This is a genomic window from Streptosporangium sp. NPDC051022 (assembly GCF_040683035.1).
GTDB lineage: Bacteria > Actinomycetota > Actinomycetes > Streptosporangiales > Streptosporangiaceae > Streptosporangium.
This window is the reverse complement of record NZ_JBFBCF010000030.1, coordinates 25,055-45,824: the sequence shown is the minus strand read 5'-3', so window position 1 is coordinate 45,824 and position 20,770 is coordinate 25,055. Positions and strand designations below refer to the sequence as shown.

The window sequence follows — 20,770 nt, the reverse complement described above, 5'->3', positions numbered from 1 at the left end:
CCACGGCGCCCCGACGTCCGCGGGCGAGGTGATGCCGATCATCACCTCGTACGCGGTCGACCAGCCGATCAGCAGCCCGTCCGCGGCGAAGAGCGCGGCGAAGGCCACGGCGAACCAGGCCGCGCGGGTCAGTAGCCAGTAGCGGGTCTTGTTGAGCGCCGCCAGCGACCGTACCCGCCGTCGGGATCGCGCCAGCAAAGGCATCCGGGAAGGAGGCTTCGGTGCTGCTGGCGTCATGTTTCGACGGTAATCGCTAGATCAATTCTTTCAAGGGCCGTTGTGCCGCCCCGGTTGTCGAACCCTGCTGGAGCTCCCTGCCGGGGCGTGGGCTTGACGGGAGCGGCTGGCCTTACCGTGCGGGTTTCGTACACCTGGACGGCTTGATTCCGCCAGCGGGAGGCCTTCCCTCGCAGGCCGCGCGACCTGGAATTCCCACTTCTTTCGTAAGGCGCCTTGCAATATATCTGTAAGGCGTCTTACGTTTTCCGGGTGACAGACGCACCCGACCGCTCCATCCCGCCGCGCTACGTCGACCTGGTCGCCCTGCACGGGCCCGCCCTCGGGGTCGAACAAGCCCGTCCCCGGTGGGGGCCGCTGGTGCGCGCCGCCGAAGGCGGCTCCCCGGCGCTGATCACCCGGGAGCACTGGGAGTGGGCCGCGCTGGTCCCGCTGACCGAGGTCGCCGAACCGCTCGCTGAGCTGCCTGCCTGGCCGCTCAGCGAGGCCCGCGCCAAGCTTGGAACCCTGGTGCGGCAGGTCACCGGCCTGGTGTACCCGGCCGTGCTGCTGACCCGCCACCGCACCCCGGTGGCCGCGCTGATCGACGCCCGCCGCCTGGCCGGCCGCCCCGCCCCCGCCGACCGCCTCGCGGTTGAAGACCTGCTGCGGCAGGGATGTGAGATCACGCTGTCTTTCGACCCCGGTCAGGACGGTCAGGTGAGCGAGGACGGCGACGTCCTGGACGAGCCGTACGACCCGTTCTATGTGGCCATCGCCCGCGACCACCAGGGCGCCGAAGTAGCCACCGGCTACGGCGAGACGGTCGCCGAGGCGCTGCTGTGCCTGCGTGGCCCCTACCCCGAAAGCGACCCTGCCGAGTTCAGCGACGTCCCGCCGTTCTAACCCCTGCCCTGCCTGCCCTTCATCCCCGCCGCACCCTTCGAGAAAGGACCCCCGGTGAGCGCTCCCGCGCGCCGCACTACCGCCCACACCGCCGCCCAGCTGGCCCAGGCCATGACCATCACCGCCGACCAGCTCGCCCGCGCCCGCGCCGCTGGCCTCGTGCCCGACCCGGACATGAAGACGCCGCGCTGGTCCGGGCCAGTGGTAGACGATCTGGTCGCACGCCGCCAGGAGATCCTCGACGCCCTGCCTGACGACCTGGACGATGCGCAGCTGCGCGAGGCCTTGGGCATGTCCTGGGGCGACTGGAAACGCGCCCAGGAGGCCGACCTGATCCCGGCCCCGGACCGGGGCGAGTTCTGGACCCGGCCGCTGGCTGAGGAGCTCATCGGCCGCGCCGAGCAACTGTGCGCCACCACCCCGCCGCAGCCGCTGGGCGCCACCCGGTGCGCCGAGCTGCTCGCCGAGGCGATCGGCGTCGAGGTCGCCGTCGACGACGTCCTGACTCTGGTCGAGCTGGGCCACACCGAGATCGCCGACTACTACAAGAAGTGGGCGCTGTACGACGTCGGCCGCCTGCAGGCCCTGGTCGCCACCGAAGAAGGCCGCCGCCTGGTAGTGGAGGTGGTGGCCGAGCGCACCGCGTGGCTGACCGGCTCGATCGAACCCCGCGAGGCCGCCAGCTTCCTGAACTGGCACGAGGGCGACCTGGCCCGGGTGGCCGCCGAGCGCGGCATCACCACCGGCCGGTTCGGCCGCTACCGCCGCACCGACATCGCTGCCCTGTCCGGGGATGAGGACCTCATGGAGGAGGTCCGCCGCGAGCAGCTGCTCGGCCCGGAGCAGGCCGCGCAGCACCTGGAGATGCGCAGGGTCGACTTCGAGTACGTGGTCGCGGCCGGCTGGGTGCGCCCCACCCGGCACGCCACCCGCGAGGTCGGCCGCCGCAAGACCGTCGAGGTGCCGCTGTATCGGACGGCGGACGTGGAAGACGTGCTGCAGGTGCCCGGCGTCGACTGGGAAGCCGTGCGCGCCGTCAAGGCCGGGGAGGCATCCCCGCTGCGCGAGCACACCCGCCTGCCCGCCACCCGCGCCGCCGCCGTGCGGGCCTTCTGCGCCCAGCTCAGCGCCGACCACGCGGTGGAAGTCTGGCCGCACTGGTGGAACGCCGGCGACCGATGGGAGATCGACTGGGAGATCCGCGACGACGGCCACCCCACCAAGAGCAAAGTCGCCGCGGCGCTGGCCGCCCACCGCGGCGCCCGCCGGTATGCCGATCAGATCACCTTGAGCACCGAGGTCGGCGAGGTCATCCGGTGGGCCCGGCACTGCCAGCGTCCTGGGGAAGCCGTGGTCGTCGACACCGAGACCACCGGCCTGCACGGCGCTGTCGTGGTCGAGATCGCCGTCCTCGACGCCTTCGACGGCCGCGTGCTGCTCGACACTCTCGTCCACCCCGGCGGAGTGGCGGTCGAGCCGGGCGCGCGGACGGTGCACGGCATCACCGATGCCGAACTGGAGCACGCCCCCACGTGGGGAGAGGTTCTCCCCCGCTTCCTGGAGGCCGTGGCAGGGCGGCGAATCCTGGCCTACAACGCCCCCTTCGACCGCGCTGCCGTGGCCGCCACGCACGCCCACGCCGGACTGGAGCAGACCGAGCTGCCCGCCGCGACCCGGTGGGAGTGCCTGATGGAAGCCCGCTCGGCCTGGGCACGTGTCGGCCGATGGCTCCCGCTCGGCGGCGGCCACCGCGCCCGAGGCGACGCCCAGGACGCCCTGACCGTCCTGCGGGCCATCGGCGCCCCTCGCCAGGACGGGCAAAGCGCGTGACCGGCACCGACTCGAGGGACCGCGCCCGCCAGGCGGTCGCCACCCTATGGACCCTGAACACCCCGACGACAGGATTTGATGTGACCACGATGAGCCCGCCGCAGCGCATGCTCCTACTCCAGCAGGGCATCACTGAAACGCCCTACAGCCTGGCTGCCGCCACCTACCTGCTTTTGGCCGCAGGCCTGGGCGTGCGCGAGGAACTCCTGCCCTACCTACAGACCGGACCGCTGCGGCGCGGAGACCGCCCCGACTCTCACCCCCCGACGCTCTGCGCGTGGATCGCTCACGACGACTGGCCGAAGCTGGAGGCCGCCCTGGACAGCGGAAAGGGACTCGGCCCAGGGCCGCGCGCGCTGCTGCGCCTCGCGGTCTCGCTGGCGGGCGGCACCCCGGTCGAACTGCTGCACGAGGTCAGCGAGGTCTATCGGTGGCGAGGACCGGACGGCGCCGCGCACGTGGCCCACGCGGTCATGCTCGCCATGGGGCATCCCGGCCACACCTTGGGAGAATGAGGCCTCCTACAGCGCCCGCCGCACGGAGGGCGCCGTCTCGCTTCCGGGCCCGTTTCTATAAGTCGGCACTGACCGCAGACACCACCAACCAAGATCGGATGAGGATTTTCTTCACGCTTTTGAAGGCGCCCCGCCGTACGGCGGGGCGCCGCCTCATTTCCGGGCCCGTTTCTATAAGCGGCCCCGGTTCCGCCGCCCGCCGCGGCGCCGAGCCGGTCGACCCAGGCTGCCGAAAGATCTCCCCGTGTTTCGTCATGGCGGCCGCGCGGCGCCGGCGGACGACGCAACGCCTCCGGGTACACCCCGAGGTATGAGCAAACACACCCCATGGGACAAGAAGGCCTTCACCCGGGTGCGGGTCGCGGCGGCCACGAACCCCAACAGCGCCAGCGCCCACGACAGGCTGGATCGCAAGGCCCAGTCGGCGGTGGACAAGAACCAGCACCGCGCCGGCCAGGACAACCAGAAGTAGAACGCGCCCCGCAGGGCGCCTCGCGGGCCGGGCTGCGGCTCTTCGGCCGGTCCCGGCCCGCGACGCCCTAGTGCTCCACGAACTCCACCCGCCACGGAGTTCGGCATGTAGGGCATGGTGACCTGCGGGAAAGCAGCGAACTCTGTGGCGGGTGGAGTTCGTCAGTTCAGGTTCGCCACGGAAGCCACCGTCAGGACCTCGTCCTCCCCCGCGACGGTCAGCACCGGCGTCTCCGCACCGTCTGGCAGCTGCAGCCGGTACCGGCCCGGCTCGACCGGGACGCCATCGACCAGGAGCCGCTCATCCTCGGTGAACTCGATCCCCTCACGGACCTGTAGCACAGGCAGGTCCTCTGACTTCTCGTCATCGCTCTGCCGTCGATCCTGTCCCCTCGCCCGTTCCCTGTCTCGGGTACGGAACCAGCGGTGTACGGACGTTGTGGGTTGGCAGTTAGCCCACGTTGTGGGACGGCGTTCGTTACGTCTTGTCGGTGGGGCGCTTGGCTGGTCCCGCTTCGGCGTCGCCGTGTCTGTCTCGCACGCGAGTGGTGCGCTTCAGGTTCCCCCTGGTCTCTGGCATCGTATGCGTCACCCGAGTACCAGAAATTGGGAAGCCACGGAGGATCCATGTCCCTGCAAAAAGCCGTCGAGGCCAGCGAGAGGCGCGATGCCATCGTCGACGCCGTCATCAGCCAGAAAGGCGGCGTCGGCAAATCCACTATCACGGTGAACCTCGCCGCCGTACTCGGCGAGAACACCCGGCCGAACAACGAGGGAGAAGACGCTCCTGTCGTGGCTGCCGGCATCGACCCCCAGGGCTCCATGGAGAAGTGGGCCGACCGGGTGGCCGAGGACAAGCTCCCATTCGACTACCTGTCCGCCAAGGGTAACAACGACCTGATTCCCGAGCTGAAGAAAGACCCGCTCGTCCGCCGGATCGTCGTCGACTGCCCCGGCTTCATGGACGTCGACCACGCCTCTGTGCGCAGCAAGGACCCTCTTGGCCACGGCGCCGCAGCGGATGCTCTGCGCGCGCTGCTGGCCGTCACCGACCGCGCCATCGTGCCGATCAACCCTGAGTGGCTGTCGTTCGATCCGACCGAGTACACCATCGAGCGCATCCTGAAGCCCCGCGGCATTCCCTTCCTGGTCGTGATCAACCGGTGGGACCCCCGAGACGGCGAGGACGACCTCGAGAAGGTCAAGGAGTGGGTGGACAAGCGCGGATACCCACGAGCGCCGCAGCCCATCCGCAAATACAAGATCCACACCAACGCGGCCGAGAAAGGCCTGGTCGTCACCCAATACCAGCCCTCCGGCACCGCGTTGCGGGCCAAGGAGGACTTCTACAAGCTCGCCTTGGCCGTGGACTCGGTGAGTATCTGATGGGACGACGCCGAGGAGAAGAGCTCGCCCGCCCGGAGAAGAACAGCGAGACGTTGGCCCTCACCCTGCCTGCTCCGTACGAGGCGCTGGGCGAAAGCCCCGTCCTGATCGACGTGGAACGCGAGGACCTGGCCACCTGCGAGGCGGCCATCTACAGGCTACGTATCGCCTTCTGGGCGGCAGGCAAAGCTCTGCAGGTCATCCGGGACGCTCGACTGTACCGCGGTACGCACAGCACGTTCGAGGACTACGTCGAGGAACGCTGGCAGATATCGCGTGCTCAGGCGTACCGTTTGATCGGCGAGTGGCCCCTGGCCGAGCGTTTGTCTCCAATTGGAGACAAGAACCTGAACGAAGGCCAGGTGCGCGAGCTGCTTCGCTTCGCGGGCAAGCACGGAGACGAAGCCGCCGAGACGGTGTACCGGACCGTGGCCGAGGTCGACGGGGTGAAGGTAACCGCCGCCGTGCTCAAAGACGTCGTGAGTATCCTCCCCTCCGACTACTTCGATCCCGCTGAGGCCGTCGAGCAGATCCGAACGTATCTGGCCAGCGAGCATCCGCCGACCTCTACGGAGACCACTGCGACTGAGACCTTCGCGGCGGAGGCCGGGAGATTGCGCGCGATCCTGCAGCGCGTCGTCAGGCAGGACCTCATCCGAAGCGCGGTGCACGAAAGCCCTGAGGAGGTCAAGCAGACCGTTGCTGAACTGCGGGCCTTGCTGGACGAGATCGAGCAGAAGATGACGTAGCCCGGAAATGCCGAAAGCCCTCGCCGCGTCCTGGATTCAGCAGGATGCGGCGAGGGCTTTCTCAGGGAGTGCCGAGATCAGATTTATTCCTCCATCTTCCGGGAGAAGGTGGGCATCAGGCCGCCCGCTCCCCCAGGTCGGGGCTGTTCGCAGCACCGGCGGTCGAGGAAGTGGTCATCGTGCGCTGCCTGCCTCTCCTGCTCGCAGGTGATCGGTGATGACCTTCAGCAGGCCCATCGCGTGGGCCTCGACCGCCTCCCGTCTCCGGGGCACGGACAGCCGCAGTGTGGCGAAGGCCTCCTTGTCGTTGGTGAGGCGGGCGGTGATCACCTTCACGGCCCACGCGGCGACGGGGTCGTCGGCGGCGTTGTCCGGTGGGGTGAGCAGCGCCGGGTGCTGGGCGGGCGGGGTGCGGCCGATCACGGTGTCGGCCCACACCAGCAGTGCCTCGGTGAGGTGGCCGTAGTGGACCTGAAGGTCGAGCACGGCCAGGCGGGCGCCGGGCAGGTCGCCGGCGACCGCCTGATCCAGCGCTGCTATGGCGCGGCGGCGGAACGCGCCGTGTTCGGCGCAGGCCTCGTCGGTAGAGCGGTGTGTGTCCATGGTGGGGCTCCCATTTCTGGAAGGGATGGGGAGTTAGGTACGGCTGGGGGCAGTCACAGCCGGGCTGCTGGCACCAGCCGCTCGCGTCTGCCCAGATGGGGTCGTAGATGGTCCAGCCGCTGCGCTTGGCGCCGCCGGTGTGCACGGCGCCTTGGTGTCCGCACCTGCGGCAGGGCTTTTCCAGTTCGGCTAGGCGCCGGTCGGCGTGGCTCGAGGTCCTGATGTTCCTCAGCCCCTCGGCTATGAGGCCTCGGGGAGCAGGCCGAGAGTGCGGGCCAGGGTGGTGAGCACCTGGCATGGCGCGGTGATCGTGCACAGGGGCAGGTAGTGCCCCTCGCCGTCCTGCGACCAGTCCCCGGCCCGCAGGCTGCACGCCGCGCACGCCGCCATCACTGGGCAGGCGTCGGCCGGGTGGCCGCACTCGCCTTCCAGGCAGGCCTCCGACCACAGGATCGCGGGGGCGTGGCGGGTGGCGTGGGCCAGCGCCTCGACGGTGGCGGGGTCGGCCAGGCCGTCCGCGCCGGCCCGTGAGGCGGCGATGATCGCCTCACAGGTGTGGCGGGTGATCAGCGGGTCGGCCATCAGCCGGGCCATCGCCGCCAGGTTCTGGCCGGTGGGGGTGAGGGCGTCCAACTCCTGGTCGACCGTGCCGGTTTCGAGGGCCACGATCCAGGCACAGGCCGGGCACACCGTGGCCCACGAGGGGAGCAGGGCCCGGTCGAAGGCACCGACCGCGGGGGCCAGGCGGGCCCGGCGGCCGCACACCGTGCCGGTCTCGGCGTAGCGGCCGCCCTTGGCCTGGGCACGCTCGGCGTAGGCGTGCGGGATGGCGTGCAGGCCGCCGCCGACCTCGGTCCCGGCCGCGAACGGCGCTGGCGACACCTCGGTCTGCGCTCCCATCACCGACCGCCCTTGGAGTGGTCGTGCTTGATGGGGCTGGTGGACATGGCGCCGCACTTGCAGGTGTAGATCTTCTTGCCGGGCTTGACCTCGTTGGCTCCGGCCGGCCACTGCCCGCGCTGCTGTGTCATCCTGGTGGTTCCCTTCTGGGACGTCAGGGGCCTCGTCGTTGGTAGCGGGTGGCCCCTGATGTGTTTGCGGAAGCGTCCGGGTGGGCGCTCCGGGCACCCGCCCGCCCCGTAGGGGGCCGGGCGAGCACCCGCAACGTCCGCCGCGGCTACAGCCAGCCCAGCGGCAGGCAGGCGACCACGACGGCTAGGGCGGACAGCACCAGCCAGGCCGTCCAGCGCAAGCGCCGGTACTTGGTGCGGGCGATCTGCGCCAGGCAAATCACTTCACGGGCCCGCCGGGTCTCGGGGGCGTCGGCCAGGGTCTGCAGCAGTTGCTCGGGGGTGCTGGCGTCGGCGTGGGCCAGGACCCCGGAGGCCTGGCCGGGCGGGGGCAGGGACGGGCAGATCACGCTGACCGCCAGGCCTGCGGCGCCGGCCAGGATGGCGACCGCGGCCGCCAGGCCGACCCGGGGTGCGGTGGCCAGGGGCGCCAGGGCGGTCAGGGCGGTCAGCACGGAGAACGCCGTCGCGGTGAAGGCCAGCAGGATTCCGGCTTTGGTGTCAGTGCGGGTCAGCTCGGTGCGGGCGGCGCCGGTCTCGGCGATCAGGTCGGCGGCGCCGCGCTCGTCCAGGCGGTCGAGGTGGGCCCGGCCCCGCTCAGAGCCGGGCAGCGGGGTGATCTCCGGCTGAGTCTCCATGGCGACCGGTTCGGCCGGGGCCGAAGTAGGGGTGAGGGGTGAGCGGGCGGCCAGGTCGTCGATCAGGAGCAGGTCCTCGTCGTCGACGGCGATCATCCAGCAGTTGGCCAGCAGCCGTACCCAGACCGGCTCCAGGCCCGGCTCGGCGGCGAACTCCGCATCGCTGATCAGGCCGCGGGCGTAGGCGACAGTGCGCTCGGTCAAGGCCTGCACCTGGTCGACGGTCAGCCAGCGGGGATGGCGGGCCTCGCGGGCGCTGGGGGCCAGGTCCCCGGTCACCTTCGCCCGGTAGACGTGCCAGTGGTGGCCCGGCCTGTGGCCCTCGGCAACCGCGCGGCGGCACCGGTTGGGTTGCCATCCCCCGGTGGGGAAGCGGAACAGGTCGACTGCGGTGAGGCCGACCTCCTCGGTGACCTCGGCGCGGGCGGCGTCCTCGGCGGCGCCGTGGTCGTCGACGTGCCCGGCCACCGGAGCCACTCCGGCCGGGGCGGTGGCCCGTTCGAACATCAGATACTCGCCCGCGTCGTTCTGGATGAGGACGCCGACACTCAGGTGGTCGCACACCTTCGGCGACGTCGATGACGTCGGGGTGGTGCCGTTCGCGGTGGTGATGTGCATGATGGGTGTACTCCGTTCTTGATCGGATGGGGTGTGCGGGCGCGCCCGGCGTGGGCTGTCTTGGTCGGATGACCACGCTGGTGCGCGCCCGTCCGGTCAGTGCTCCGTGTCGAACAAGTCGGCGAGCAGGTCCTGGTGGGCGGTGAAGACTCGCCCGCCGTAGGTCGCCTCCAGGTAGGCGGCGAGGATCGGAAAGGTGTCGGCGCGGACCCACTCGGCCCGCACGACGTCGTCGGCCCCCAACGGGATGAGGAAGTCGTCCCGGCGGATGGTGCCCAGGTGGGTCAGAGCGGGCGTGGTGACCATCCACGCCTCATCCGAGGCGCGCGGGTCCGGGACGTACCGGGCGGGCAGCACCTCCCAGGACGCCTCGTCCAGATCAAGGCCGGTCTCCTCGGCCAGTTCCCGCACCGCCGTATCCGCCGGTGTCTCCCCGACCTCCACGCAGCCGCCGGGCAGCGCCCAGCCGTACCCGTCGGCACGCTCGACCATGACGAGCCACCGGGCGCCGTGCTCGTCGGTGACGGTCACCACGGCGTCGGCGCACAGCTGCTCGCCCCACCGGCCGAGCTCGTTGCGGCCGTAGCGGATACCGGTCTTCTCGCACGGGTTGACCGGGCGGCCGTCGATCACGCGGAACGGGATCGCCGCGCGGGCCTGACGCTCGGCCCAGTCGATCCGGCTGGGGTCGGTCTCCGAGTCCGCCCAGCCCGCGGCGACGCCGTGGGTGAGGACGTCGGGGTGGGTGTAGGTCCTGCTCATAGGGGTCGTTCTCCTTACTTCACTTCTGGATGACGGGCTTGGTGATGTCGCGGTGGGTGACGGCCGCGCTGACCTGGGTGCGGCGCAGCAGGTCGGCCACGGCCTCGGCCAGGGCGACCGAGCGGTGGCGGCCGCCGACGCAGCCGATGGCGACCTGGATGGGGCGTCCGCCGGGCCGGTCGTAGACGGGCAGCAGGTGGGTGGCGGCGCTGGCCAGGGCGCGCACGGTGTCACCGGCGCCGACGGTGGTCAGCACGTGCTCGCGCACGACCGCGTCCAGACCGTTCAGCTCGCGCATGGCCGGGTCGTGGTGGGGGTTGCGGAGGCTGGTGCGGACGTCGAAGGTGATGTCGGCGGTGGGCGGGTCGAGGGGGTGGCCGTAGCCGAAGCTGGTGACCACCACTGTGGTCGTCTTGGTCGGGGCCGTGGGGTTGTTCATGGTCGTCTTCTCCTTTGCTGGTTGGGTTGGCGATCGGTGCGGGGCTGCTAGGCCGGGGCGTACAGGCCGCGCTCCAGGCGGTCGATGTCGCCGCGGTTGACCAGCACGCCGAGGACGTTGCGCAGGCCGCCGAGTTTGGTCTCACGGCCGCCGTCGGCGTTGACGGCCTCGAGGATGTCGTCGGCGGCCATCGGGGCGTCAGCGGCGGCCAGGGCGGCCAGGATGCGGTCCGCCATGCCTTTGGCCGAGCGTCCGCCTGTGGCCGCCGTCTGCTTGGCGTCCTGCTTGGCCTGCTCGTTCTGGACGGCCTGGCACAGCGCGGCCATCGCGGCGGGGTCGTGGCGGGCGGCGTAGGCCTCACCCGCGGCCTTGTAGGAGGCCTTCTCCAGGCGTGCGGGCTCGTCGTCCCCGTACAGGGCGAGGATCTCCGGGTCCAGGCCGGGGGTGGGGGCGATGGAGCCGACGCGCAAGTGGCGCATCATCGAACTCGGGTGCGGGCCGGACAGCAGGTAGCCGGTGCCCTGGGTGCCCGGGGCGTCGTCTTCGTCGTCGAAGGCGTCGAACTGGCTGACCAGGGTGCGCGGGCGAAGCGTCTTGGGGATCGGCATGAGCTGGTCGCCAGCGGGCAGCAGGCCATCCGAGACGAGCTGCCGCATCATGCTGCCGCTCCACCGCAAGAGGGTCACCTCACCCTCCTTGAGCATCGCGCGAAGGGTGTCGGATCCCCCGAGTTCCTCCAGGTGCGCTGCCTGCGCGGCCAGTCCGACGCCGACGCCCACTGACCGGCCCGTCCTGCCCAGTTCTTTGATCAGGTGCGTGGCCTCCTCCCGGTAGGGGGCGCCCTTTTCCAGCAGCCTGTTGGCCTCGTCGACGCGCACGTGCAGCAGCGGGTCGCCGCCGAGGGCGAAGGAGTTGCGCCCGGCGGCGCTGTAGCGGCGCATCCGCTCATGAGCGACGGCGACCCCGGAGCGCAGGATCAAGATGGCCGCTTCCTGGCTGCTGCCGTAGAAGTCGACGTTCTGGCGGGCCTCGGGCACCGACTGGCCTTCCTTGAGGTCAGCCAGCCAGGTGACGATCCCGTTGATCTTCTCGGCGATCAGTTCGATCTGCAGGGCGCGAGACTTTCCGGCGCCGGTCGTGCCGAACAGCAAGAACCTTTGGGCGCTGCCGGTGGAGGGGTCGAACAGCCGTTTCCGGACGGGGCGGCCGTTGTGGTAGACGCCGGTGATGATGCGGCCGTGCCGGTCCATCACCAGGTCCTCGCGCGTGACGGCCCGGACCTGCGCGAGCGGGTTGGACGGGTAGATCGTGACGATCGCCCGCCGGGCCCCGTCGGTCTCGACGGCGACCCGGGTGGGGTCGTCCACCCCCAGCGCCGAGCACAGTCGGGGCAGGTCGTAGCTGATGACCTGCCCCTGAGGGACCTCCAGCATCAGCTCGACCACTTCGTCGACGGCGGCCAGGGTGCTCACAGGGTGACCTCCTTCGTGCCCGCAGGGGCGGCGCCGACGCGGCCGACCCGGACGCCGGTCAGGACGGTGCCGGGCATCGCGACAGGGGCGATCCGCTGCGCCCAGATCGTCGCCGGGTCGGCCTGCTCATCGGCCCGGCCGATCGTCAGGCGCCGCACCGCAGCGCCGCGACCGGGCACCGGACCGACGACGATCTGGTCTTCGGGGACGTCCATGAGCGCCGACAGGCGCTTGACGGAGATATCCGGCACCGGCGCGCCGGGGACCACCGAGCGGATGACGGCCCGCATCGAGGTCTCGCCAGTCCGCTCGATGTCCTCCAAGACCGTGGCCGCCGCCGCGCCGCCCTCAACGGCGACGTGCGCCGCCCACCACTGGGCGGCCGGGTGGCCGACGACCTCCTCGACGGGGTCCACATCGATGCTCGGCGCGGGCGGCGGGGGCGGGGGCGGGCAGAGCAGGCGGCGGGCGAGGCGGGCCGGACGCAGCACCCATGTCGCGGCCGTCCAGGCGGCCAGCGCCAGGGCTTCACCCCAGTGCGGGCCCGGCACGATCCGTTCGGCGATCAGCAACGCGATCAGGCCGGTGCCGGGCATCAGGTACAGCACGGACGCGGTGGCACGCTGATGCCCTACGGGGCGCCAGGCCCGCAGGGTCACCAGGCCGGTCAGGGTCGCCGCGGCGGTCGCGGCGAGCCCCGGGGCGGTGACGGCCTGGTCGGCCAGCAGCCCGGCACCGGCCAGTCCGGCGCCGGCCACGGTCGCGACCCGGCCGGTGAAGTCCTGCAGAGCGGCCAGACGCCAGCGCGCCCGGTCCACCGCAGGCCACGCGGGGACTTCAACGTTCACCTTCAGCAAGGGCGGGGAGGTCACGTCATCTCTCCTTCGTCAGCGGTTGCCGTAGAACGAGGCGTTGGCCATCGGGACCGGCATGCTCCTGGCCGCCTCAACGACAGGCCCGTACTCGGCTTCGTGCGTGGCGGAGGCGTTGGTGAAGCCGATCGCGAGGTCTTCGGCCGTGGCGGCCATCCGCTCCGCGTCGGCGAGGGCACGCCGCATGATGGCTGCGGCCTCCCGGTGCTCGGCCACCGTGTCGGGGTCGACATCGAGGGCCGCCATCTGGTCGGCCAGCCGGTCGACGGAGGCCGAACAGCCCTCCACGTACGAATACGCGGAGCGCACCTGCTCGCCCAGGCGCCGCAGCTTGGCACCGGCCAGCGCCAGCTGCAGCACGACGATGCCGTAGGCCACCACGTCCAGCACGCCAACCGCCGCCGCGGTCTCGCTTCGCTCCAGCTCTCCCATGTCTCCTGCTCCTACTCGTCGTGGTATTCGCGCTCGGCCGGGCGGGCGTGCCCAGCGTCACGGACCGCGTCCGCCAGGACCTTGTGGCGGGCAGCGGCGTTCACTCCGGCGTTGGAGATCGCGTCCGCCGCAGCGGGCAGAGTGGACGCGATGGCCTGGGCCGCGCTCCGGATCGTGTCGACCAGCTCCATGAGCCCCAGCACGTCGCTCTCCAGGCTGCCGGGCACCTTCAGGTCGATGACCTTCGCGCGAAGGGTTTCCAGGCGGGTCCTGAGCCGCTCGCAGCCGTCCGCGGCGGCCAGTGCCTCGGCGACGCCGTCAGTAATCTCCGCGGCGGCATCCTCATCAGCCTCGATGACGTCGTAGACGGTCAGGTCCACGTCGTTGCCAGCGCTGTACTGGGTTGTCGTGGGTGTGCTCACGGGTGGTCCTTCCGGCCGGTGTGTCGGTGACGGTGGCGGTCCTGAGGGCAGCGCGGGCCGTCCTGCGGCGGGTGCCCCGGCCAGAGCCGGGGCCTTCGGTTCCCGCCGCGGTGGTTGGGCCGGGTGGTCGACCCGCTCAACGGTTGTCCAGGTCCGGCGGTCGGCCCACGGCGGGGGCCGCATCCAGCGCGTCCAGTCGCCTCCCGGAGGCGGTGGCGGAGGTGAGGGAGGCGGATCCGTCGGCGTGCCGGCCTCCTGTTCGGGTGTCTCGGTCGTGGCCGCCGTGGGGCCGGACGGCGCCGAGGGCGTGTCGCCACCCCTGCGGCCAGCCCGCCACCGCTTCACCCACGTGAACGCACCTCGCCAGCCGCCGCGCTTGCCGGACGCGGTCTTTCCGCCGGTCCCGGTACGGCCTGACCAGCGCTTCCGTCCGGTGATGGCCTTATCGTCGCCGGGACCCGGGCGGCGCTTGGGTGCCCTCCAGACCAGGCGGCGGCTCCGGGTGCCGGGACTCTTGGAGTCCGGCGCGGCCTTGCCGGTGTCCTTGGTGCGCTTGAGCTTCTTGACGCCGCGCCCGGCGGCATCGAGTCCTCGCCGCAGCCGCTTTCCGAGACCGCGGCTCTTGCTGGAGCCGTCCTTGCGTCCCGGCTTGTCCCCGTCCTTCCGCCTTCCGCCTGGCCCGGCCTTGGGGGCCTTCGAACCCGGCCCGCCCTTGCCGTCGGGGCGCCCCTTCCGCGATCCGCTGGGGCCCTTTCCGCCCCCGGGCGGCCTACCGCCCCCGCCCCGCCCTTTCGGGCCGCCGGAGGAGCCCGAGGGCTTCTTCTTCGGGGAGATACCGCCCGGCTTCTTCGGAGAGGTGCCACCCGGGGAGCGCAGAAGAGACGGGCTTGACGAGCCCTTGGAACCCGACCTCCCGCCGCTCTTCGTCGTCCGCCCACCGCCGGAACCAGCACCGTCCCCGGAGGCCTTGCCCGCACCGCGGCGGGCCCGCTCGGCACGCGCCTGACGCTCCTGAGCGCGCTGCCACACGGCCCGAGCCGCAGCCACACCCAGAGCCGTCAACAGCGCTACCGCGACCGCGAGCGTTTCCCCCACGGTCGGGGCGTCCGGGTCCTCCGGCGCCGGCGGGGTGAACACGTCCTCGCCTTGGTCCTCGTCGGCGACGAACTCGGGGAGGGGCGGCGCGCTCAGCGCGGGCAGCGGGGGCCGCATCCCTGCGAATGCCGGGAGGCTCGGCAGGACGGTGTCGACCTCACTGTCGCCCCGGTCGTCACTGACCGTAGGCGGAGCCGCAGGGGGCTCTGGGGGCTGGTGGCGGAGAGCGGGAGGCAGCGACGGCGGTAGAGGCGGCGGCTGAGGGCCGCCGCGGGGCCGCAGATTGATCACGTTCTCGTTGTCGTCAGACATGGGTTCTCCTCTTGACGCCAGACGCTGGATCTGGGATTCGCACGCGCGTGCGTCCGCGCGCGTCCGCGTCCGCGCGTCCGCATAATGCGCGCGCGAGGCCGCCAGAGCCGATGAACATGAACACGTGAACTCACCCGCCGCCGTGCAAGTTCTGCAGCGTCCGCGCCAAGTCGGACCAGCCGACGTCGCCGTCCTGGTCGCCGGCCACCGCGCGGGCCCGGTCCCACCAGGCCAGCGCGATGGTCTTCGGGCTCGCACCGTCCAGCGCGGCCAGCCGTAACTGCCAGTGATGGAGCTGGCTGGCCGCGCGCCGGGTATCGGCCGGCGCGAACCGGGAGCAGAACACCTCCAACGTCGCAGCGAGGCTGATCCACCCGGTGTGGTCGCCGCGGCGAGCCCGGTCAGCGGCGATGGCACGCACCTGGTCGGACCAAGCCAGAGCGATGCCCTTCGGGCCGAGCGCAATGTTCTGCTCCCGCCGCGCTGCCCAGTGCCGGTTCCTGGCGTCCAGGCTGGCCTTCGCCTGCGCTCGACGGGTCACGGCATCTCTCCTTTCACGCTGACCGGTCTCGGCGGATCAGGTCCATGAAGTCCCCGCCGCTCTGCGGGGCTGCGGGGGCGCGAGGCTCCGCAGCCCTCGGCGGGGCCGGGCGGCTGGCGGTGTTCGTCGTGCCGCGCGTGAGCGCCTGCTGCTGGCGGGCCTGCGCGGTGGCCTGGCGGGTGGCGGGGATCTCGTGGCGGCCGCGCCGGTACCGGGCTTCCAGCGCGAACGTCAACGCCGCGGCCTTCTCCAGGTGGGCCTGGATCTCGCCGAACGGCCCGGTCACCCAGCGGTGCCGCCACCACGCCTCGAAGCTGCCGTAGCCCTGCGGGGGGTTGGCCTCCCACATGGCCTCGGCGTCGCGCCGGATGCGGTCCAGCCATGCGGCCTGCTCCGACAGGGAGCGCCGCAGCTGGTCGGCGAACGCCTTCACCATCTCCGGGCGGTCCAACATGTCCCCGGACCACTGCGGCCCGGATGAAGGTGTGCTCATAGGCTGCTTCTCCTTAAGGTTGATCCCGCGACCAGGCAGTTTTCTCGTCCTGGTTGCTGGTGGTGCCGGACTGCGTTACGCGGCGGTGACCTTGTCGGCTTCCTGGTCCTGGTCCTCGGGCTGGTTCTGGCTCTCGGGCTGCTCGTTGCGGACCTTGGAGACCCAGCCGATCGACCAGCCGGTCTTGTCCGCGAGGTCGCGCACGCTCGCACCGGGGGTGTTCACGATCAGCGCTCGGGCGTCCTCCTCGGAGAGCCGGTCGGTGTTCGCGACCGCCTTCACGGGGGTGTTCACCGCAGCCACCTTGCGGGTGTTCACGGTGTCGCCGTTGGTGTTCGCCGTCTGACGTTCGCGGCGTTCACGGGCTGCTGCCTCGGCCCGTTCACGGGCCGCCCGCGCCTGCTGTTCACGCGCTTGGCGTTCGCGCTCGGCGCGCTCCTGCTCTTCGCGTTCACGGCGCTCGCGTTCAGCCCGCTCACGCTGTTCACGGGCTTCGCGTTCCTGGCGTTCGCGCTCCTGCTCGCGCTCGATGCGCTCAGCCTCTTCGCGGCGCTGCTCCGCCTCGAACTCGCGCTGCTCACGAGCCATCCGGGCCTCGTAGTCCCGCTGCTCGCGCTCCAGCTTCGCGGCGTGCTCTCGAGCCTCGCGCTCCAGGCGCTCGGTCCGTGCCTGCTCGCGTTCACGCTCGGCGCGCTCGCGCTGTTCACGCTCGCGCTCGGCCTGTTCATGGGCCTCGCGTTCACGGCGTGCGTGAACACGCGTCTTCTCTGCTTCTGCTTCCTGTTCACGCGCGATCCTGTCGAGTGCTTTGGCAATGGCCCGGCGGTAGGCCAGACCCGCTTCGGCGGTCACGATCAGCAGGAGCGGGGCGACCGCGTGAACAGCGACCCCGGCGAAGTCCTTCTTCCACACGCTGTCGCCGATGTTCAGCCCGACCGTGAACAGGCCGGTGAGCCAGCGCAGGATGACCGGCCAGGGCCCGCCTTTTCCCCCGAGCCGCGACACGGCCGAGTCCAGCCGGATCACGATGACCACGGCCGCGTCCACGACGAGCGGCAGGATCGGCGCCGTCCAGTCCCAGCTGTCCGGGGTGACCCGCTGCACGAGCGGCGTCACGGTCAGGACGCTGAACAGGACGGCGCCAGCAGTGATGGCCCATGTTCCGGCGTTCAGCGTCCTCTCGGCCGCTGAGATCTGTTTCGGCGACAGGGGCGCGATCTTCAAGCCCCCTCCCTTTTGCGGTCGAAGGTGATGGTGGTCGTCGTGGCGGTGCGGCAGATGTCGTCGACGAGCTCGCCGACGAGCAGCAGGCCCCGCCCGGACTCCTCAGCCGGACGGCGGGGATGGGGAACGCGCGGCGGGCCCTGGTCGACGACGGCGAGGGTGAGGGCGCCGGGTCGTCCGGCCGGGGCCAGGTCGACGCGGACCTCGACGGTGCCGCCGGCCTCGCCGGAAGCGGTGTGCTCGATGGCGTTGGCCGCCAGCTCCGAGGCGCACAAGGTGATGTCGTAGGCGCGGGGCAGGCCGTCGACCAGGCCCGCAACGAACCAGCGAATCTGGCCGACCGCCTCCAGGCGGCCCGGGAAGTGCCGCGTCCTGATCTGCGAGACGGCGCTCATGCCACACCGCCCCTCGCGGCGAGGAAGGCGGTCACGTCGTCGGCCTGAAGCAGCAGCGTCTCGTCGCCGGGTACCTCCAGCCGGACCCACCCGTCGCGGGCGCGGGCGGCCTGGTCTGCCAGCGTCGTGCGGGAGGTGCGCCAGGTGATCGTGGGGCCGTAAGAGGTGAGGGCCTCGACAATCACCGCGGCGGGGTCGTCGAGCGCGTCGGCCAGGCTCCCGGTGCGGATGCGCCAGCCGTGGACCTCCCACAGCCGCACCTCGCGCCGGTGGGCCGCCGTACTGGCCAGCAGGCCGGCGACCTCGCGGTCCCAGTCGACCCACTCGTCTTCGCGGCCGGGGGGCACCTTGCGGAAGGAGCGGGCGGTGAAGGTGACTACCTGCTCGCGCGGGGCGAATACCTCGAAGGAGTCGCCTTCGCCGCCGCCTTCCGGGGTCAGCTTGAAGATCAGCCAGTCGTCGTTCGCGACCGGGCCGATCCGCACATCTCCGTCGCCGACCGGCGTACGCAGACCGGCGGCCAGCAGGTCCCGGGAGAAGGTATAGGTCATCGCCTCGGCACCATCCGCGTCTTCTACGGCCAGCTCGACGGCGTAGGGGTTGATCGCCGGGGCGTAGGTGAGCACGGCGGCCAAGGGGAGGTCGGGGTTGTTCTTGGCCAGCAGGAGCAGGCCGTTCACGATCTCGCTCACGCCGTCACCACCGGAACGAGCGGGCGGGCGCTGGTCTCGAGGTCGAGGTCGGCGGCATATACCGCGCGGCCGCAGGTCGAGCAGTGGAAGAGGACCGGGCCTCCGTCGAGCTCGGCACGGCAGCGCGGGCATACCGAGGCCGCGATGTTCATCGGGCGGGAGAGCCGGTCCAGCTGGGCGGAGGCCTCGGCGGACGCAGCCTGTTCACCGTCCGGCGCGGGGGGCGCACCGGACGGCATGGTGACGCATGACACCATGGGAAGTCCTTTCGTGACACCGAAGGGAGATGGGTTCGCCCCTGCCAGGGCGGCCCAGAGGTTCGAGAGGCGCGCCCCCTGCCAGGGGCGCGCCTTGAACGTTTCTGGGGTTGTGCTCGACGCTGGAAGCGCCGTTGACCAGGTGTTTCGATGGCCAGCGTTTCCGCTGGCGAAATTCCCGGCGGATTCGCTGCCGAAATTGGGCGCCGTCGGGTTACTCCCTGCCGTAGCGGGAGCTGGGGACGATTCGGCCGACCGTGTTCGCGGCCGCCGTCCCGATCTTGTGTCGGCTTTCCACTGTTGAGTTCTCAAGCACGCGGGCATGTCGCCCTGTCCGCCATCACTCAGGGGTGTTAGCGTTCTGGACCTGACGCTAAGACCTATGAGCGATCACGTCAAGTGCTCTACGCAGTTTCGCTCAGGGGTGTTAGTGTTCCGGTGTTGACCATGCTGAGCTGAGAGGAGGGCCTCGGTGTTCATCGACATTGACGAGGTGGTGGCCAGCGTTACCGATGCCGCAGAGCCGATCGAACGGATCAAGCGCGTCGGAGAAGCGCTCAACGAGGTAAAACACCTGACCGCGGAACTGGGGCGCGTACGTCGCGAGGAAATTGAGGGGTTGATCAGCGAAGGTAGGTCTCAGAACGAGATCGGGCGGCTGATCGGCTTGACCAGCTCCCGGATGAGCCAGCTCTTGACCAGCGGGCCAGCGCCTGAGCGCGCCTTCTTCGGCGCGAAGGCTAAGCCTGTGATCGTGGCCGTTGGCCGGAAGCTGGAGGCGGAAAAGGAAAAGCCAGGGCCGGTGGTCTCCACGAGTGATTTGGAGGCGTACGACAAGCTCCGGCGGCTCGTCGAGGACTTGGGGCTGAGCTCCACCTACGAGGTCATCAAGCCCCCGGGACTTGTCCACTTGAACCGTGAAGGTTTGGTCGTCATCTGTGGCCCTCGTCTCTCTCCCCTGATTCAGCAGGTCCTGGAGGCAGACGACCGTCTGGGATTCGCCAAGGACGATGCCTGGCACCTGGTAGACCGAGAAACCGGAGAGACCTACCGGTCCCCGGAGGATTCCGACGAACCTGGGGATATCGCTTACTTCGGGCGCCTACCTCGGCCCGATGGGAAGGGGACTTTCCTCTACATCGCCGGGATCCACGCGGCCGGTGCTGCGGGGGTCGTCCACTACCTCGTAAACGAGCTCCCGTCGCTGTACCGCGAGGTTCGGACTCGCCGCTTTTCCACTTTGATCTCGTGTCGGTACGACCCGGTGACGCAGGAGATCGTTTCCAGCGAGCGGATCACCCCGATCTATAGGCACGAGGTCTGATGCACATCGCCTTTGAGACCCTGGGCGGTTCTCCGGAACGACCGAACGAGGACTGGATCGCTGCCAGTCCAACAGCAGTGATCGTTCTTGACGGAGTAACCGCGCCCCTCGTAGCCGAGCCCGGCTGTCACCACACGGTCACATGGTTCACGCAAAATCTCGGCGGCCGGCTTCTGATGCTGCTGAACGAGAACAAGGACATGGCCACGGCCCTTGGCGACGCCATCGATCAGGTAGCCGATCTTCATCGGGACACCTGCAATCTGGCCACTCCGGGGGTGCCGGCGGCGGCCGTGGCCATGCTCCGCACAAACGGCGACGTCCTGGACTACCTCGTCCTGGCGGATACCGCGATCGTCGTGGACGGGGCCAACGGTCTGTGTGTGATCTGCGATACGCGTGTAGAACAAGCCGCTCCGGAGGCGACAGCCCGAACTCGCGAGGAAGCGATCGGCACTCCCGAGCACAGGGCCGCTGTCGCCCAGATGTCAGTCGAGCAGTTGAGATGGCGAAACGTCCCGGGAGGCTACTGGGTAGCCGCAGCCGATCGAAAAGCTGCCGACAACGCCTACACAGGGAAGATCGCCGTCAGTGACGTACAACGGATTGCGATCTTTACTGATGGCGCCAGCCGGGCCGTCGACACGTTCGGGGAGATGGACTGGAAGACCTGCCTCGACTACCTCCAGGAGCACGGTCCTCGAGGCCTGATCCGGCACGTGCGCCAGATCGAGGCAGATGATCCCGAAGGCAAGAAGTGGCCCCGGTTCAAGAAGTCGGATGATGCAACCGTGGCGGTGATCCAAATGTAGGAGCCTTCCACGGCGAGGCAAGACGTTATGGCACCCGGTCTGCTTCGCTTCCGCCTGCCCGCTCCTTCTTGAGCCGACACCGGCCTAACAAGCCTGTGACCAGCCAAGAGGAGGTAAACCGCCAGGCGTGATAGGACCCGCACCGTGACACAGCCCAACCGCTCGCCCCGCTCCGCCTATCGGCCCGAAGGCCCATATAAGGGCAAGACGTCAACCCGATGGGT

General features: G+C 70.4%; 26 protein-coding genes. 8 read left to right on the top strand and 18 right to left on the bottom strand.

Annotated elements, in window-relative coordinates; genetic code table 11:
- Positions 1-237: hypothetical protein (locus AB0N02_RS36025; protein ID WP_363956024.1), on the bottom strand; the 237-nt coding region annotated here is incomplete at its 3' end.
- Positions 238-489: 252 nt separating this feature from the next.
- On the opposite strand from AB0N02_RS36025, the gene AB0N02_RS36020 reads away from it, so the two are divergent.
- The 4 genes from AB0N02_RS36020 to AB0N02_RS36005 all read left to right on the top strand — a co-directional run bounded on the left by AB0N02_RS36020 (position 490) and on the right by AB0N02_RS36005 (position 3,939).
- A complete protein-coding gene (locus AB0N02_RS36020) occupies positions 490-1,122 on the top strand; it encodes a hypothetical protein (protein ID WP_363956021.1) in 633 nt (210 codons plus the stop codon).
- A gap of 54 nt (positions 1,123-1,176) precedes the next feature.
- Positions 1,177-2,952, top strand: a complete 1,776-nt coding sequence (locus AB0N02_RS36015) for a 3'-5' exonuclease (protein WP_363956018.1) — start codon at positions 1,177-1,179, stop codon at positions 2,950-2,952.
- Positions 2,953-3,032: 80 nt separating this feature from the next.
- Positions 3,033-3,467, top strand: a complete 435-nt coding sequence (locus AB0N02_RS36010) for a hypothetical protein (protein ID WP_363956015.1) — start codon at positions 3,033-3,035, stop codon at positions 3,465-3,467.
- A gap of 310 nt (positions 3,468-3,777) precedes the next feature.
- Complete coding sequence (locus AB0N02_RS36005; protein WP_363956012.1) at positions 3,778-3,939, top strand: hypothetical protein; 162 nt, start codon at positions 3,778-3,780, stop codon at positions 3,937-3,939.
- Between the two features lie 161 nt (positions 3,940-4,100).
- On the opposite strand, the gene AB0N02_RS36000 is transcribed toward AB0N02_RS36005, so the two are convergent.
- Positions 4,101-4,280, bottom strand: a complete 180-nt coding sequence (locus AB0N02_RS36000) for a hypothetical protein (RefSeq protein WP_363956009.1) — start codon at positions 4,278-4,280, stop codon at positions 4,101-4,103.
- A gap of 285 nt (positions 4,281-4,565) precedes the next feature.
- Here AB0N02_RS36000 and AB0N02_RS35995 point away from each other — a divergent pair, with 285 nt between their 5' ends.
- The gene (locus AB0N02_RS35995; RefSeq protein WP_363956005.1) at positions 4,566-5,324 is read left to right on the top strand and encodes a ParA family protein; all 759 of its coding nucleotides are present in this window, start codon (positions 4,566-4,568) and stop codon (positions 5,322-5,324) included.
- Positions 5,324-6,073 carry a hypothetical protein gene (locus AB0N02_RS35990; protein ID WP_363956002.1) on the top strand — a complete coding sequence of 250 codons (750 nt, stop codon included), beginning with the start codon at positions 5,324-5,326 and terminating at the stop codon, positions 6,071-6,073. Before AB0N02_RS35995 ends, AB0N02_RS35990 begins: the two co-directional genes overlap by 1 nt.
- A 174-nt stretch (positions 6,074-6,247) precedes the next feature.
- Here AB0N02_RS35990 and AB0N02_RS35985 read toward each other — a convergent pair whose 3' ends face one another.
- The 16 genes from AB0N02_RS35985 to AB0N02_RS35910 all read right to left on the bottom strand — a co-directional run bounded on the left by AB0N02_RS35985 (position 6,248) and on the right by AB0N02_RS35910 (position 18,410).
- Positions 6,248-6,676 carry a hypothetical protein gene (locus tag AB0N02_RS35985; RefSeq protein ID WP_363956000.1) on the bottom strand — a complete coding sequence of 143 codons (429 nt, stop codon included), beginning with the start codon at positions 6,674-6,676 and terminating at the stop codon, positions 6,248-6,250.
- 240 nt (positions 6,677-6,916) lie between these two features.
- The gene (locus tag AB0N02_RS35980) at positions 6,917-7,576 is read right to left on the bottom strand and encodes a hypothetical protein (RefSeq protein ID WP_363955997.1); all 660 of its coding nucleotides are present in this window, start codon (positions 7,574-7,576) and stop codon (positions 6,917-6,919) included.
- Complete coding sequence (locus AB0N02_RS35975) at positions 7,576-7,707, bottom strand: hypothetical protein (protein ID WP_363955995.1); 132 nt, start codon at positions 7,705-7,707, stop codon at positions 7,576-7,578. Before AB0N02_RS35975 ends, AB0N02_RS35980 begins: the two co-directional genes overlap by 1 nt.
- Before the next feature lie 146 nt (positions 7,708-7,853).
- Positions 7,854-9,002, bottom strand: a complete 1,149-nt coding sequence (locus AB0N02_RS35970) for an NUDIX hydrolase (protein ID WP_363955992.1) — start codon at positions 9,000-9,002, stop codon at positions 7,854-7,856.
- Between the two features lie 96 nt (positions 9,003-9,098).
- Positions 9,099-9,764 (bottom strand): NUDIX domain-containing protein, encoded by a 666-nt coding sequence (locus AB0N02_RS35965; protein ID WP_363955989.1) that lies wholly within the window; start codon positions 9,762-9,764, stop codon positions 9,099-9,101.
- A gap of 19 nt (positions 9,765-9,783) precedes the next feature.
- A complete protein-coding gene (locus AB0N02_RS35960) occupies positions 9,784-10,203 on the bottom strand; it encodes an RNase adapter RapZ (protein ID WP_363955986.1) in 420 nt (139 codons plus the stop codon).
- A 47-nt stretch (positions 10,204-10,250) separates the two neighbouring features.
- On the bottom strand, positions 10,251-11,675 hold the full coding sequence (locus tag AB0N02_RS35955) for a hypothetical protein (RefSeq protein WP_363955983.1): 1,425 nt from the start codon (positions 11,673-11,675) through the stop codon (positions 10,251-10,253).
- Positions 11,672-12,547 carry a hypothetical protein gene (locus tag AB0N02_RS35950; RefSeq protein ID WP_363955980.1) on the bottom strand — a complete coding sequence of 292 codons (876 nt, stop codon included), beginning with the start codon at positions 12,545-12,547 and terminating at the stop codon, positions 11,672-11,674. The genes AB0N02_RS35955 and AB0N02_RS35950 overlap by 4 nt, the downstream gene beginning before the upstream one ends.
- A gap of 15 nt (positions 12,548-12,562) precedes the next feature.
- Positions 12,563-12,979, bottom strand: a complete 417-nt coding sequence (locus tag AB0N02_RS35945) for a hypothetical protein (protein WP_363955977.1) — start codon at positions 12,977-12,979, stop codon at positions 12,563-12,565.
- An 11-nt stretch (positions 12,980-12,990) separates the two neighbouring features.
- Positions 12,991-13,401, bottom strand: a complete 411-nt coding sequence (locus AB0N02_RS35940) for a hypothetical protein (protein WP_363955974.1) — start codon at positions 13,399-13,401, stop codon at positions 12,991-12,993.
- 1,537 nt (positions 13,402-14,938) lie between these two features.
- Entirely contained in the window at positions 14,939-15,349 is a 411-nt protein-coding gene (locus AB0N02_RS35935; protein ID WP_363955970.1) for a hypothetical protein, read from the bottom strand.
- Between the two features lie 13 nt (positions 15,350-15,362).
- Positions 15,363-15,842: a hypothetical protein gene (locus AB0N02_RS35930; protein WP_363955967.1), complete on the bottom strand. Its 480-nt coding sequence runs from the start codon at positions 15,840-15,842 to the stop codon at positions 15,363-15,365.
- A 75-nt stretch (positions 15,843-15,917) separates the two neighbouring features.
- On the bottom strand, positions 15,918-17,066 hold the full coding sequence (locus tag AB0N02_RS35925) for a hypothetical protein (RefSeq protein WP_363955964.1): 1,149 nt from the start codon (positions 17,064-17,066) through the stop codon (positions 15,918-15,920).
- A complete protein-coding gene (locus AB0N02_RS35920; protein ID WP_363955962.1) occupies positions 17,063-17,461 on the bottom strand; it encodes an ATP-binding protein in 399 nt (132 codons plus the stop codon). Before AB0N02_RS35920 ends, AB0N02_RS35925 begins: the two co-directional genes overlap by 4 nt.
- The gene (locus AB0N02_RS35915) at positions 17,458-18,153 is read right to left on the bottom strand and encodes an SsgA family sporulation/cell division regulator (protein WP_363955959.1); all 696 of its coding nucleotides are present in this window, start codon (positions 18,151-18,153) and stop codon (positions 17,458-17,460) included. Before AB0N02_RS35915 ends, AB0N02_RS35920 begins: the two co-directional genes overlap by 4 nt.
- Positions 18,150-18,410, bottom strand: a complete 261-nt coding sequence (locus AB0N02_RS35910) for a hypothetical protein (RefSeq protein ID WP_363955957.1) — start codon at positions 18,408-18,410, stop codon at positions 18,150-18,152. The genes AB0N02_RS35915 and AB0N02_RS35910 overlap by 4 nt, the downstream gene beginning before the upstream one ends.
- A gap of 472 nt (positions 18,411-18,882) precedes the next feature.
- Between AB0N02_RS35910 and AB0N02_RS35905 the strand changes: the two genes are divergently transcribed.
- Entirely contained in the window at positions 18,883-19,734 is an 852-nt protein-coding gene (locus AB0N02_RS35905) for a sigma-70 family RNA polymerase sigma factor (protein ID WP_363955955.1), read from the top strand.
- The gene (locus AB0N02_RS35900) at positions 19,734-20,546 is read left to right on the top strand and encodes a protein phosphatase 2C domain-containing protein (protein WP_363955953.1); all 813 of its coding nucleotides are present in this window, start codon (positions 19,734-19,736) and stop codon (positions 20,544-20,546) included. Before AB0N02_RS35905 ends, AB0N02_RS35900 begins: the two co-directional genes overlap by 1 nt.
- Positions 20,547-20,770 lie beyond the last annotated feature (224 nt).